At 72.2% G+C, this 13,763-nt stretch carries 9 protein-coding genes; 4 read left to right on the top strand and 5 right to left on the bottom strand.

The features are described 5' to 3' along the window. The first annotated feature begins 745 nt into the window (after positions 1 to 745). The 4 genes from ABZX40_RS39835 (at position 746) to ABZX40_RS39850 (ending at position 5,057) form a co-directional block, all read left to right on the top strand. Positions 746 to 1,198, top strand: coding sequence for a MarR family transcriptional regulator (locus tag ABZX40_RS39835; protein ID WP_355751246.1), 453 nt, complete (start codon positions 746 to 748; stop codon positions 1,196 to 1,198). Between the two features lie 61 nt (positions 1,199 to 1,259). Further along, positions 1,260 to 3,674 carry a DHA2 family efflux MFS transporter permease subunit gene (locus tag ABZX40_RS39840; RefSeq protein ID WP_355751248.1) on the top strand — a complete coding sequence of 805 codons (2,415 nt, stop codon included), beginning with the start codon at positions 1,260 to 1,262 and terminating at the stop codon, positions 3,672 to 3,674. A gap of 25 nt (positions 3,675 to 3,699) precedes the next feature. After that, positions 3,700 to 4,521 (top strand): YceI family protein, encoded by an 822-nt coding sequence (locus ABZX40_RS39845; protein ID WP_355751251.1) that lies wholly within the window; start codon positions 3,700 to 3,702, stop codon positions 4,519 to 4,521. A 65-nt stretch (positions 4,522 to 4,586) separates the two neighbouring features. Further along, positions 4,587 to 5,057, top strand: coding sequence for a PPOX class F420-dependent oxidoreductase (locus ABZX40_RS39850; RefSeq protein ID WP_355751254.1), 471 nt, complete (start codon positions 4,587 to 4,589; stop codon positions 5,055 to 5,057). Between the two features lie 114 nt (positions 5,058 to 5,171). Here the strand turns inward: ABZX40_RS39850 and ABZX40_RS39855 are convergent, their stop codons facing one another. From ABZX40_RS39855 to ABZX40_RS39875, 5 genes are all read right to left on the bottom strand, one after another. Next, complete coding sequence (locus ABZX40_RS39855; protein ID WP_355751257.1) at positions 5,172 to 7,403, bottom strand: MMPL family transporter; 2,232 nt, start codon at positions 7,401 to 7,403, stop codon at positions 5,172 to 5,174. A 170-nt stretch (positions 7,404 to 7,573) separates the two neighbouring features. Beyond that, positions 7,574 to 9,616: a glycosyltransferase family 39 protein gene (locus ABZX40_RS39860; RefSeq protein ID WP_355751260.1), complete on the bottom strand. Its 2,043-nt coding sequence runs from the start codon at positions 9,614 to 9,616 to the stop codon at positions 7,574 to 7,576. Then, the gene (locus ABZX40_RS39865; protein WP_355751262.1) at positions 9,613 to 11,067 is read right to left on the bottom strand and encodes a bifunctional glycosyltransferase family 2/GtrA family protein; all 1,455 of its coding nucleotides are present in this window, start codon (positions 11,065 to 11,067) and stop codon (positions 9,613 to 9,615) included. The genes ABZX40_RS39860 and ABZX40_RS39865 overlap by 4 nt, the downstream gene beginning before the upstream one ends. Before the next feature lie 14 nt (positions 11,068 to 11,081). After that, the gene (locus ABZX40_RS39870; protein ID WP_355751265.1) at positions 11,082 to 12,845 is read right to left on the bottom strand and encodes a HAMP domain-containing sensor histidine kinase; all 1,764 of its coding nucleotides are present in this window, start codon (positions 12,843 to 12,845) and stop codon (positions 11,082 to 11,084) included. Further along, positions 12,842 to 13,582, bottom strand: coding sequence for a response regulator transcription factor (locus ABZX40_RS39875; RefSeq protein ID WP_355751268.1), 741 nt, complete (start codon positions 13,580 to 13,582; stop codon positions 12,842 to 12,844). The genes ABZX40_RS39870 and ABZX40_RS39875 overlap by 4 nt, the downstream gene beginning before the upstream one ends. Positions 13,583 to 13,763 lie beyond the last annotated feature (181 nt).

A 13,763-nucleotide genomic window follows, 5' to 3' on the forward strand; every position in this document is an offset into this window, starting at 1 on the left:
GTGGGGCCTGGGGGCGGCTGGGAGAGGCGCGGGGTTGTGGTGGCCACAGGACCGAACGCCGTGGTGGCCGAAGGCCCGAACGCCGTAGCGCACGCAGGCCCGAACGCCGCAGCGCTCGAAGACCTGGGCGCCGTGGGGGCCACGGACCCGAACGCCGAAGTACCCGCAGACCTGGGCGCCGAAGTGGCCACGGACCAGACGCCGAAGCGGCAACGGACCTGGGCGCCTTGGTGCCCACAGACCCGGGCGCCGCGGTGCCCACAGACCCGGACGCCTTAGTACCCACAGACCCGGGCGCCCCGGTGCCCACAGACCTAGGCGCCGTAATGCCCATAGACCCAGGCCCCTCAAGACCCCCAGCCCCAGGCCCCGCAGTGCCCCCAGCCCGGCACGCCGCAGTGCCCGCAGACCTGGGCCCCTCAGCCCCCAGCCCTGGACGCCTAGTGCCCCCAGCCCCCACGCCTCAGCCCCGCACGCCTAGCGCCCCCAACCCCGCACCCCGCAACGCCCCCAGCCCGGAGAGCCGCCGCCCCCCGTTGCCCCCCCGCCCCCCGTTGCCCCCCCCGCCCCCCGCTGCCCCCATCGGGCCGGATGAACCGCCGCCCCCCACCCCCCACCAGCCCCTTTACACCCGGCAATATTTGCCTTTGCCAAATTTTTGCTGGGCTTAGGATCTTTTTATTTGCCCTCGGCAACCAACTACTTCTACGGTTGCCTGAAGCAACGAAAAGGGGAGGGTGGCCCGATGGCGGAGTCGGCGCTCTACGCCGAACTGGCGCGGCAGCTCAGCGCCGTTGGGGTGGTGAAGCGGGAGCTGGCGCGGTGTCTGCCGCCCTCCTACCCGGCCGGGTCCGTCGCCGCGCTGCTGGTCGTCGGGGAGCACGGGGATCTCCGGATCGGGCGGCTGGCGGAGCTGCTCGCCGTGGACATGTCCGTGACGAGCCGGCATGTCGCCCATCTCGCCGACCGCGGGCTCATCGAACGCACCTGCGACCCGGCCGACAAACGCTCCCGCATTCTGCGGCTGACCCCCGCCGGGCGCACCGTGCTCGACGAGTTGCGGCGGCGCAGCACCGCGCTGCTGGCCGAGCGGCTGAGCGACTGGACCGACGACGAGGTCGGCGAACTGACCCGGTCGATGACCCGGCTGCGGGCGAGCTTCGGCGACGTCCGGACCGGTGCGACCGCGAACACCTGACCACCACGGACCACTTCGGGCGGCCCGAACGACCCGTCACAGGAGCAGGAGAAGGAAGCCCATGGCAACGACCACACCGTCCGGTGTGCGGGCCCATGCCAAGCACGGGGGAGGCGCGGGAGCCGTCCCCGGGGAGCCCATGTCCCACCGGCAGATCATGGAGGCGCTCACCGGGCTGCTGCTCGGCATGTTCGTCGCGATCCTGTCGTCCACGATCGTCTCCAACGCGCTGCCCGACATCATCACCGACCTCGGCGGCGGCCAGAGCGCCTACACCTGGGTCGTCACCGCCTCCCTGCTCGCGATGACCGCCTCCACCCCGCTGTGGGGCAAGCTCGCCGATCTGTTCTCCAAGAAGCTGCTGATCCAGATCGCCCTGGTGATATTCGTGCTGGGCTCCGCGGCGGCCGGTCTGTCGCAGAACCCGGCGACCCTGATCACCTTCCGGGCCGTGCAGGGCATCGGCATGGGCGGGCTGTCCGCGCTGGCGCAGATCATCCTCGCGGCGATGATCTCCCCGCGCGAACGCGGCCGGTACAACGGCTATCTCGGCGCCACCTTCGCCACCGCCATGGTCGGCGGACCGCTGATCGGCGGGGTCATCACCGACACCGACTGGCTCGGCTGGCGCTGGTGCTTCTACGTGGGCGTGCCGTTCGCCGTGATCGCCCTGGTCGTGCTCCAGCGGACCCTGCATCTGCCGGCCGTCACCAGGAGGCGGGCCACGGTCGACTGGGCCGGAGCCTTCTTCATCACCGCCGCGGTCTGTCTGCTGCTGGTCTGGGTCACCTTCGCCGGTGACAAGTACGACTGGGTGTCCTGGCAGACGTACGCCATGGTCGGCGGGACGGTCGCGCTGCTGCTGGTGTTCGGGCTGGTGGAGTCCAGGACCGAGGAGCCGATCATCCCGCTGCGGCTGTTCCGCAACCGGACCATCACGCTGGCCTCGCTGGCCTCGCTGTTCGTCGGTATCGCGATGTTCGCCGGCACGATCTTCTTCTCCCAGTACTTCCAGCTCGCCCGCGACGAGTCGCCCACCATGTCCGGGGTCCTGACCATCCCGATGATCATGGGCCTGTTCCTCTCCTCCACCGTCTCCGGCCGGGTCATCACCCGCACCGGCCACTGGAAGGGCTGGCTGATCACCGGCGGAGTGCTGGTGACCGCCGGACTCGGGCTCCTGGGCACCATCGCGTACGACACCGCGTACTGGCGGGTCGGCGTCTTCATGGCGCTGCTCGGGCTCGGCGTCGGCATGATGATGCAGAACCTGGTGCTGGCCACCCAGAACCAGGTCGCCCCCGGCGACCTCGGCTCCGCCAGCTCCGTCGTCACCTTCTTCCGCTCCCTGGGCGGCGCCGTCGGCGTCTCCGCCCTCGGCGCGATCCTCACCCACCGCATCACCCACTACGTCCAGCAGGGCGCCGCCGATCTCGATCCGCGGTCCGCCGCCGCGCTGGCCGGGGCGAGCGACACCGGCGGGTCCCTGCCCGACATGGACACCCTGCCCGGCCCGATCCGCACCCTCATGGAGAGCAGCTACGGCAGCGGTATCGCCGATGTCTTCCTCTACGCCGCGCCCATCGCCCTGCTCGCCCTGGTCTGCGCGCTGTTCATCAAGGAGGTGCCGCTGCGCACCCAGGGGGCGCTGGCCCAGGCGGCGGCGGAAGGGGGACAGCCGCCGCACGCGGATCCTCCGGGTCCGGATCGGCCGATGAGCGGTGGGACGCCGGTTCGGGGGTTTGTGCACGGGGTCGAGAGCGTGCCCGTGCCGCACGCCGCCGTCACCCTGATCTCGCCCGGCGGACGCCGGCTCGGCCGTTCCGTCGCCCAGGGCGACGGCTCCTACGCGCTCGACGCGCCCGGCGCCGGTTCCTACGTCCTGATCGCCTCCGCCGACGGCTTCCAGCCGCAGGCGTCCACCATCACCGTCGACGGCGAGCCGGTCGCGTACGACATCCAGCTCAGTGGGACCAGTGGGCTGGACGGGACCGTGCGGGCCGGGGTGAGCGGGCTGCCGGTGGCGGGCGCGATGGTGATCGTGACCGATGTCCGCGGGGATCTGCCGGCCACCCGGACCACCGGGGAGCAGGGCGGGTTCGCCTTCGGCGAGCTGGTGCCGGGTCCGGTGACCGTGGCCGTCACCGCCGCCGGGTTCCGGCCGCGCGCGCTGCGCGTGGAGGTCGGGGCGGGCGGGGTCACCCGGGCCGATGTCGAACTCGACGCGGGCGCCCGGATCCGGGGTGTCGTCCGCGCCCCGCACGGGCCGCTCGCCGACGCCCGGGTCACCCTGGTCGACGCCGCCGGGAACGTCGTCGGCTCCGCGACCACCGGCCCGGACGGGGCGTACGCCTTCACCGATCTGGACGGCGGCGAGTACACCGTCGTCGCCACCGGCCATCCCCCGGCGGCGACCTCGCTGACCGTCTCCGGGCCCGGCGTCGACGACCACGACATCGACCTCGCACATCCATGAACGAGCAGGGGGAGGGACAGCGACCATGGGGCTGACCGCACGGGTGCGCACCCGGGACGGCTGGGCCGTGTCGCACGCCGTCGTCACCGTGCTGGACGGCACGGGCGCGCAGGTGCTGCGCACACAGGCGGACGCCGAAGGGGCGGTACGGGACGGGAACGCGCCGGCGCCGGGGGCGTACACCGTGATCGTCACGGCCGTCGGGCACGCGCCCGCCGCGCGCAGCGCGCTGGTCACCGCGTGCGGACGGGCCGAACTGGGCACCCTGACGCTGGCCCGGCAGGGCGGCACCGCGCTTCCGGCGCCGGGGCCGTGGACCATCGACCCGGCGCACTCCGCGGTGTCCGTCGCCGCCCGGCACCTGGGGATCTCCAGCGTGCACGGGCGGTTCGGCGACTTCGGCGGCACGGTGGAGATCGCGCCCGACGAGATCGCCGGGTCCCGGGTGACGGCGGTGATCCGGGCCGCGTCCATCGACACCGGCAACGCGCGGCGCGACGCTCATCTGCGCTCCGCGGACTTCCTGGACGTCGAGCGCCACCCGGAGATCGTCTACCGCTCGACCGCGCTGTCCACGGGCGGGGCCGACCGGTGGATGGTGCACGGCGAACTCGGGCTGCACGGCGTCGTCCGGCCGGTCGAACTCGACCTGGTGTATCTCGGCGCCGGACCGGACGCCTGGGGCGGCACCCGCGCCGCGTTCCGGGCGACGGCGGAACTGCGCCGCGAGGACTTCGCGATGCACTACAACGAGATCGTCCGGGCGGGCGTCGCGGCGATCGGCACGACCCTGAAGGTACGGCTGGATGTGCAGGCCGTACGGGGGGAGGCACTGCCCGAGCCGTGACGGGGGGTGAGCGTACGCACGGCGGTGACAGGCGGGGGCCAGGTGACGCGCCTAGGCTGCGTGGCATGGCACCGAACATCGCGACGAACACGACCGTCTCCCGCGCCGAGTTGCTGGACTTCGTACGGCCCCGGCACCGGGCGATCCTGCTGACCCGGCGGGCCGACGGCGGGCCGCAGGGGTCGCCGCTGTCCTGCGGGGTGGACGACTCGGGGCGGATCGTGATGTCGACGTACCCGGAGCGGGCGAAGACGCGGAACGCGCGGCGGGACGAGCGGGTCAGTCTGATCGTGCTCAGTGATGAGTGGGACGGGCCGTGGGTGCAGGTGGACGGGACGGCGGAGGTGATCGACTCGCCGGAGTCGGTGGAGCCGCTGGTGGAGTACTACCGCAACATCGCCGGGGAGCATCCGGACTGGGACGAGTACCGGGCGGCGATGGTGCGGCAGGGGAAGTCGGTGCTGCGGGTCACTCCCGTGCGGTGGGGTCCGGTTGCCACCGGCGGCTTTCCGGCTCGGGTGGTTGAGGGGGCGTGAAGGGTGCGTGACGTGAAGGGTGCGTGAGGGGTGCGTGAAGGGTGCGGTCCTTGAGGGATTGATGGCGCAGTGCCCCTGGAGGCCGTCGCGTCCCGGGGTGACCGGGCCGGGGCGCTAGGACGGGCCCGTGCCCCGGTCCACCTTCTCGCCCTCGGTGTCGATGTGCGGGAGGATCCGGTCCAGCCACTTCGGGGTCCACCAGGCGTGTTCGCCGAGCAGGGTCATCACCGCGGGGACCAGCAGCAGCCGTACGACGGTCGCGTCGATGAGGACGCTCACGGCCAGGCCGAGGCCCAGCATCTTGACCACGATGTTGTCGCTGATGATGAACGCGGCGAAGACACTGACCATGATCAGGGCCGCGCAGGTGATCACCCGGGCGGTGATCTCCAGGGCGTGGGCCACCGCCGCCTTGGCGTCCCGGGTGCGCAGCCAGCCCTCGTGGACCCGGGAGAGCAGGAAGATCTCGTAGTCCATGGACAGGCCGAAGATGATCGCGAACATCATCATCGGGACATAGCTCTCGATGGGGACCGTGCCCGAGACACCGAGGGCCGGGCCGCCCCAGCCCCACTGGAAGACGGCCACGACCACCCCGTACGAGGCGGTGATCGACAGGACGTTGAGGACGGCCGCCTTCAGCGCGACCAGCAGGCCCCGGAAGACGGCCAGGATGATCAGGAAGGCGAGGGCGACCACCACCCCGATGATCAGCGGCAGCCGGCTCGCCACGATGTCCCGGAAGTCGACCTGGGCGGCCGTCGAACCGGTGACATAGCCCTTGGCGCCGGTGCCCCGCACGGCGTCGGGGAGGGTGTCGTGGATCAGCCGGTTGGTGAGGGCGGTGGTGTCGGCGCTCTGCGGGGACGTCGCCGAGTAGACGGTGGAGAGCAGGACCTCGCCGTCCCCGGCCGGGGTCAGCGGGGTGACCGTCGCCGCGCCCGGTACGGCGTTCAGGGTCTTCTGCGCCTGCGCGGCGACGGCCTGGCGCTGGTCGGCGGGGACGGCCGACTGGTCGATGACGACGGTCAGCGGGCCGTTGGAGCCCGGCCCGAAGGCGTCGGTCATCAGGTCGTACGCCCGCCGGTCGGTGAAGGACGTCGGGTCGGCGCCGTCGCCGATATGGCCGAGCTGGATGGAGAAGACGGGGATCGCGAGGACGCCGATGGTCACCACCCCGGCCGCCAGATAGTGCAGCGGTCTGCGCTCCACGCGGCGGGCGTAGCGGTGCCACATGCCCTGTGGGGCCTCGCCGGGCGGGGCGTCCGTCTCGGCGACCGGGTGGCGCAGATGCCAGCGGTCGATCCGGTCGCCGATCAGCCCCAGCAGGGCCGGGACCAGGGTCAGCGCGCCCAGCACCGCCGAGATCACGGTCACCGCGGCGGCGGCGCCCAGCTTGCCGATGAAGGAGACGCCGGAGGCGTACAGGCCCGCCAGGGCCACGATCACCGTGCAGCCGGAGACCAGTACCGCCCGGCCGCTGGTGGCGTTCGCCAGCCCGGCCGCGCGCACCGGGCTCTCGCCGTCGATGAGCCGCTGGCGGTACCGGGTGATCAGGAACAGGGCGTAGTCGATGCCGACGCCGAGGCCGATCATGGTGGCCAGGGTCGGGGAGACGGTGGCGAAGGTGAAGGCGGCGGCCAGCAGTCCGAGCACGGCGAGTCCGCCGACGACCCCGATCAGCGCGGTGAGGAGGGGGACGAAGGCCGCGATGACACTGCCGAAGCCGATCAGCAGGACGACGACGGCCACCGCGAACCCGATCAGCTCGCTGATCCGGTCATTGGCCATGGGCCGGGCCAGCTCGCCCAGCGATCCCCCGTACTCCACCTCCGCCCCGGCCGCCCGCAGCGGCTGTACGGCGTCGTCCACCCCGTGCAGATAGCTCTCGCCGAGGTTGGAGGGCATCACATCGAAGCGGACGGTGAGGTAGGCGGTCTTTCCGTCGGTGGAGAGCGGGCCGGTGCCCGGGGCGGCCGACGGGGTGGTCAGCGGGTTCTGCACCGCCTTGACGTGCGGGAGCTTCTGGAGGGCACCGACCGTCTGGGTCATCTCGGTGCCGAGGGCGTCCAGCGGCTGCCCGGCGTCGTGCAGCACGATCTGGGCGCTGTAGCCGTCGGCGGCCGGATTGTGCCGGGTGAGGACGTCCATGCCCTGCTGGGACTGGGCGCCGTGGAGTTGGAAGTCGTCCGCGTAGGTGCCGCCGAAGGCGTGTTCCAGGGCTTGTAGTCCGCCCACGGCGGCGAGCCACGCCACGATCACGATCACGAAGTGGCGCGCACACCATTCCCCGAGGCGTTGCAGGAAGCCGGGTCTCACCCGGTTCGTGGCGCTGGCGCTGGACACGCCCTCAGTAGATGCGGGGGCGGGGGGCACGGCATCCCGGCGGGGGCCGTTCGAGGGGGTGCCCCGGGGCGGCTCGACCCCGGTGCACCTGTCTCAGGGGGCGGCCGTTCAGTCCGTGGCTGTCTCGGGGATCGGCCGTTCAGCCCGTGGCTGTCTCGGGGGGCGGCCGTTCAGTCCGTGGCCGTCGGGGCGAGCGGCTGCGTCAGGTCGTAGAACGTGCTGGTCCCGGCCGTGACCTCGGTGAAGGTCTCCTGGACCCAGGTGGAGATCTGGGTGGCGGTGCCGTCCTCGCCGCCCCGGCCGCCGCCGTCGGCGATGAAGTAGCGCACCTGCCCCTCCTCGACGTACTGCTGGAACCGGGCCAGCGTCGGGGACGGGTCGGTGCCGTTGAAGCCGCCGATCGCCATCACCGGGTCGCCGGTGGCCAGTTGGTAGCTGGCCGCGTTCTGGGCGCCGACCGCCGCCGCGGCCCAGGTGTACTCGCCGGAGTCGGCGAGCAGTTGGCGGGCCTCGTCGCTGACGGTGGCGCCGTCGAGGAGCCCGCCCATCGCGCCGCCCCCGCCGGTCCCGCCGCCGCCCTGCGGGGCCTGGCCGGCGGCGGGGGGCTGCCGGCCCGTCGTACCGCCACCGTCCTGTGGGCCCTGGAAGCCACCGCCACCGCCCCCGAAGCCGCCCCGGCCGCTCGCGGACGCCGGGCCGGCCGTCACGATCGAGCCGGTGTGCCCGGTCTCCAGGGTGCTCAGGCTGTACGCGGTCGGCCCGGCCAGCGTGGCGACCGCGCCCAGGCCGACCACCCCGAGGGTCAGCGGACGGCCCAGCCGGGAGACGAAGACCAGGCCGAGCGCGGCGGTCAGCCCGCCGATCAGCACCAGCCACTTCAGCCAGGGGAGGTGGTCGGGCGTGCGGTTGAGGAGGACGTACCCCCAGGCGGCCGTCGCGGTGGTCGCGGCGGCCAGGGTGAGGGAGACCCAGATCCGGCCGCGTTCCTCCCAGAGCACCACCGCGCCCATGCCGGTCAGCGGGGCGATGTAGGGGGCGAGGGCGACGGTGTAGTACTCGTGGAAGATGCCCTGCATAAAGCTGAAGACCACCATGGTGATCAGCAGGGCACCGCCCCAGAGCAGGAACGCCGAGCGGGCCGTGTCCGTGCGGGGCGCCCGGCGCAGCAGCCACAGGGCCGCCGCCAGCAGGATCAGCGCGGCCGGGATCAGCCAGGAGATCTGGCCGCCGACACTGGCGTTGAACATCCGGTCCCAGCCGACCTCGCCCCAGCCCCGGCCGCCCCCGCCGCCGACGCTGCCGGTCTCCTCGCCGTTGAGGCGGCCGAGGCCGTTGTAGCCGAAGGTCAGTTCCAGGAAGGAGTTGTTCTGGGAGCCGCCGATGTAGGGGCGCGAGGACGCCGGCCAGAGTTCGACGATCGCGACCCACCAGCCGCCCGCGACGACCATCGCGAGGCCGCCCAGCAGCAGTTGCCCGATCCGCCGCCGTACCGGCGTGGGCGCGAGCAGCAGATAGACCAGGGCCAGCACCGGCAGGATCAGGAACGCCTGGAGCGTCTTGACCAGGAACGCCAGCCCGATCACCACGCCCGCCCACACCAGCCATTTGGTCCGCGCCTGCTCCAGCGCGCGCAGGGTGCAGTAGACGGCCAGGGCCATCAGCAGGGCGAGCGAGGCGTCCGGGTTGTTGAAGCGGAACATCAGCGCGGCGACCGGGGTCAGCGCGAACACCGCCATGGTGATGAACCCGGCCCCGGCGTTGAACCGGCGGCGGACGGCGGCGTACAGCACCCCGGCGGTGGCCACCGCCATCAGCACCTCGGGGAAGAGGATCGCGAACGAGTTCAGCCCGAGCAGCCGCACCGAGAGGGCCATCGGCCACAGCGACCCCGGCGGCTTGTCGACGGTGATGGCGTTGGAGGCGTCCAGCGAGCCGAAGAAGAACGCCTTCCAGGACTCGCTGCCCGCCTGCACGGCCGCCGAGTAGAAGGAGTTGGCGTAGCCGGAGGAGGTCAGGTTCCAGGTGTAGAGCGCGCCGATGACGACCAGCGCGCCCAGGAACCCCGGCCGCACCCAGCGCGGATCCTCCGGCCGCCCCCGCCATGCCCTCCGGGACGCGGGGAGCCGACGGTACGGGGCGGACCACGACGGCGACGCGGGGGGCGCGGCGGGGGGCGCCGCCGGGTCGTGGTGGGGGGTGGTCGTCGACGTCATCGGGTGGTCCTCGGATCGGTCGTGGGGTTGGGGGTGTGGGGGTTGGTGCCGTATGGGTCGGTGCTGTGCGGGGCGATGTCGTGCGGGGGGTGGCTGTCGTCGCCGCCCGGGGTCGGAGCGCCTCCGCGCCCGTACGCCGCCGGGCCCCCGGTGCCGTACGCCGCCGCCGGGCCCCCGGTGCCGTACGGCTCGCGGTGGTCGGCGAAGACCCAGACGCGGAACAGCAGGAACCGCAGCACGGTCGCCGCCAGATTCGCGGCGATCAGCACGGCCAGTTCGGTGGAGTGCCCGGGGTCGCCGCTCGCCGCGTTCAGGGCGGCGAGCGAACCGCTCGTCAGGATCAGCCCGATGCCGAACACCAGCAGGCCCTGCGCCTGGTGCCGGACCACACCCGACCGGCCGCGCACCCCGAAGGTGAGCCTCCGGTTGGCGGCGGTGTTGGCGACCGCGGACAGCAGCAGCGCCAGCGCGTTGGCCGTCTGCGCCCCGGTGAAGCCCCGGAAGGCGGTGTAGAGCAGCAGATAGAAGAGGGTGGAGAGCCCGCCGACCACACAGAAGCCGACCAGTTGCCGGGCCAGCCCCTTGGGGACGTCGGTCAGCTCGCGGTCGCGCGGATCGTCGCCGAACGGCCGGGTGAGCCGGTCCAGCGGCAGCGAACCGGTGGCCAGCGCCCGGCCCACCCGCCAGACCCCCTTGAGGTCGTCGGCGGCGGTGCGCAGGATCCGTACGGTGGAGTCGGGGTCGTCGATCCAGTCCACCGGTACTTCGTGGATCCTGAGGCCCGCCCGCTCGGCGAGGACCAGCAGCTCGGTGTCGAAGAACCAGCCGGAGTCCTCCACCAGCGGCAGCAGCACCTGGGCGACCTCGCGCCGGATCGCCTTGAAACCGCACTGGGCGTCGGAGAACCGGGCCAGCAGCGAGCCGCGCAGGATCAGATTGTAGGAGCGGGAGATGAACTCCCGTTTGGCGCCGCGCACCACCCGGGAACCGGTCGCCAGCCGGGAGCCGATCGCCAGGTCCGAGTGGCCCGAGATCAGCGGCGCGACCAGCGGCAGCAGCGCGTTGAGGTCGGTGGAGAGATCGACGTCCATATAGGCGAGGACCGGGGCGTCGGAGCCGGACCAGACCGAGCGCAGGGCCCGGCCGCGGCCCTTCTGCTCCAGCCGTACCGACCGCACCTCGGGCAGCCCGGCCGCGAGCCGCGCGGACACCTCGGGGGTGGTGTCGGTGGAGGCGTTGTCGGCGACCGTGATGCGGAAGGGGTAGGGGAAGGTACGGGTCAGATGCTCATGGAGCCGCAGGACGCAGGGCTCCAGGTCCTTCTCCTCGTTGAAGACGGGGATCACGACATCGAGGACCGGCACTCCGGCTGCCACGGCCGGGAGATGCTCCCGGGCCGGCAGAGTGGGGGGCGGGGCGCCCGGTACGGGCGCCCGGGAGTCGGTTCGCATACAACCGACTGTTGTCAGGCGCCCTGTCGCACCCGTGTGGTGGCACTGTGCTGTGACTGTGATTGCTGTTGCGGGTTCATTGCGTGCTGCGGGTTCATTGCGTGCTGCGGCGACGGGTGCCGGTGCCCGTTCGTCTGTCCGGTTGCTTGTCCGATCGTCTGCCCGGTCGTCTGCCCGTTCGTCTGTCCGGTCGTCTGCCCGTTCGTCTGTCCGGTCGGCGCGGGCTGTGGCTCGTTGGGCGCGTGTTCCGGCGCTGCGTGCTTCTGCCCGTTGACCGGCTGCCTCGGCGACGCATCCACGGCCGGCAGATGGACCGTGAACGCCGTGTGTCCGGGCCTGCTGTCGACGCTCACCGCGCCGCCGTGCGCGGTCGCCACCGCCTCCACGATGGCCAGGCCGAGCCCGGTCGAGCCGGTCGCCCGGGTCCGGGCGGTGTCGCCGCGCGCGAACCGTTCGAAGACCCGCGGCACCAGTTCGGGCGGGATGCCCGGCCCGTCGTCGCACACGTCCACGCACAGCCAGGGCCCGCTGCGGCGCACCCGGGCGGTGATGGTGGTGCCGGGCGGGGTGTGGGTGCGGGCGTTGCCCAGCAGATTGACCAGCACCTGCTGGAGCCGGGCGGCGTCCGCGCGGACCGGCGCCGGTTCCTCGGGCAGCGCGAGCCGCCAGGTGTGGTCCATACCGGCCGCGCGCGCGTCGCTGACGGTGTCCACGACCAGCGGGACGAGATCGGTGCGTTCGAACTGGAGCGGACGGCCCGCGTCCAGCCGGGCCAGCAGCAGCAGATCCTCCACCAGCAGCGTCATCCGGTCGGCCTCGGACTCGATCCGGCGCAGCGCGTGCCGGGTGTCGGGGCCGATCTCCTCCCGGCCGCGCCGGGTCAGCTCGGCGTAGCCGCGGATCGACGCCAGTGGGGTACGCAGTTCATGGCTGGCGTCAGCGACGAACTGCCGGACCCGGGTCTCGCTCTGCTGGCGGGAGTGCAGGGCCCCGCGCACATGGTCGAGCATCCGGTTGAGGGCCAGTCCGACCTGGCCGACCTCGGTGTGCGGGTCGGTCTCGGACTCCGGGACCCGCTCGTCGAGGTTCACCTCGCCGCTGTGCAGGGGGAGTTCGGAGACCCGGGTGGCGGTGGTGGCGACCCGGCGCAGCGGGCGGGTGGCGACATTGACGATGACCGCGCCGGCCAGCGAGGCGGCGATCAGCCCGGCGGCGGTGACACTGATCTCGATCAGCAGCAGGGTGCGCAGGGTGTTGTTGACGTCGGTGGTCGGTATGGCCACGTAGTACTGGCGGACGCCGTCCGCGGCGGTGATGAACTGCACCCGGTACTGGCCGAGTCCGGGGATGTCGGCGGTGTGCGGGCGGCCGTCGCGCGGGACGGTCAGCAGGGCGCCCGTCTGCCGCTGGTCGAGCGGCTGGGGCTCGCCGGAGGAGCGCTCACTGACCTGGGCGTCGACGACCGTCCCGCCGATCAGCTCGGCGCCGATGGTGCCCTGCGGCTGGGGGCCGCGGGTGACGAAGTCGCTGAGATCGGTGGGTTCCTTCTTCACGCTCTTGCCCGGCAGATCGGCGAACGCGACCCGCTCCACCGACTCCGACAGCCGCCCGTCCAGCTCCGCGAAGAGATGAGAGCGCAGGGCGACGGTGGTGACGGTGCCGATCACCGCGCAGACCACGGCGATCAGCACCACCGAGGCGACGACCAGCCGGGTCCGCAGGGTGCGCGGCTGGCCCATCGGCCGCCGCCGCGGCAGCGGTCGTCGCCACGGTGTCATGAGGTGGCGGGCTTGATCAGATAACCCGCGCCGCGCCGGGTGTGGATCATCGGCTCCCGCCCGGCGTCGATCTTCCGCCGCAGATAGGAGATGTACAGCTCGACGACATTGGCCTGGCCGCCGAAGTCGTAGGACCAGACCCGGTCGAGTATCTGGGCCTTGCTGAGCACCCGGCGCGGATTGCGCATCAGAAAGCGCAGCAGCTCGAACTCGGTCGCGGTCAGATGGATGCCCTGCCCGGCCCGGGTGACCTCGTGGCTGTCCTCATCCAGCGTGAGATCGCCGACGACCAGCACGGACTCGGAGCGGCGGTCGGCGGCGCCGGAGCGGCGGATCAGCCCGCGCAGCCGGGCCACGACCTCCTCCAGGCTGAACGGCTTGGTCACATAGTCGTCCCCGCCCGCCGTCAGCCCCGCGATCCGGTCCTCCACCGCGTCCTTCGCGGTCAGGAACAGCACGGGCACGTCGGGCAGTTCGCGGCGCAGCCGCCCCAGTACGGTGAGCCCGTCCATGTCGGGCAGCATCATGTCCAGCACGACGGCGTCGGGCCGGAACTCCCGCGCCGTCTGCACGGCCCCCTGGCCGTCCCCTGAACTCCGGATCTGCCAGCCCTCGTAGCGCAGGGCCATGGACAGCAGCTCGGTGATCGACTGCTCGTCATCCACCACAAGCACGCGGACGGGGCTCCCGTCCGGCCTCAGCAGTTCGGTGCGCCCCTGGGGCGAGGTCGTGGTCATACGGCACACCCTCTCCGCGACCTCTTAGAGTGCCCTTTCTGCAACCTGTGATTTTCCTGAGAAACGCACAGGGGGGACTCAGGGTTGGCCTAGGGCGTGTCTTCAATTGATCTTGCGTGGTGGATCATGGTCGGGTGATACGTCGTCATGAGCTGTCTGATGAGGAGTGGGAGTTCCTCCG

It is taken from the genome of Streptomyces sp. NPDC004610 (genome assembly GCF_040609715.1).
In the GTDB taxonomy this organism is placed as follows: domain Bacteria; phylum Actinomycetota; class Actinomycetes; order Streptomycetales; family Streptomycetaceae; genus Streptomyces.

What these genes read in the sequence shown, in the direction of transcription:
- ABZX40_RS39875 (WP_355751268.1), bottom strand. Translation starts at nt 13,582, where the DNA reads ATGACCACGACCTCGCCCCAGGGGCGCACCGAACTGCTGAGGCCGGAC.
- ABZX40_RS39860 (WP_355751260.1), bottom strand. Translation starts at nt 9,616, where the DNA reads ATGACGTCGACGACCACCCCCCACCACGACCCGGCGGCGCCCCCCGCC.
- ABZX40_RS39870 (WP_355751265.1), bottom strand. Translation starts at nt 12,845, where the DNA reads ATGACACCGTGGCGACGACCGCTGCCGCGGCGGCGGCCGATGGGCCAG.
- ABZX40_RS39850 (WP_355751254.1), top strand. Translation starts at nt 4,587, where the DNA reads ATGGCACCGAACATCGCGACGAACACGACCGTCTCCCGCGCCGAGTTG.
- ABZX40_RS39865 (WP_355751262.1), bottom strand. Translation starts at nt 11,067, where the DNA reads ATGCGAACCGACTCCCGGGCGCCCGTACCGGGCGCCCCGCCCCCCACT.
- ABZX40_RS39845 (WP_355751251.1), top strand. Translation starts at nt 3,700, where the DNA reads ATGGGGCTGACCGCACGGGTGCGCACCCGGGACGGCTGGGCCGTGTCG.
- ABZX40_RS39835 (WP_355751246.1), top strand. Translation starts at nt 746, where the DNA reads ATGGCGGAGTCGGCGCTCTACGCCGAACTGGCGCGGCAGCTCAGCGCC.
- ABZX40_RS39840 (WP_355751248.1), top strand. Translation starts at nt 1,260, where the DNA reads ATGGCAACGACCACACCGTCCGGTGTGCGGGCCCATGCCAAGCACGGG.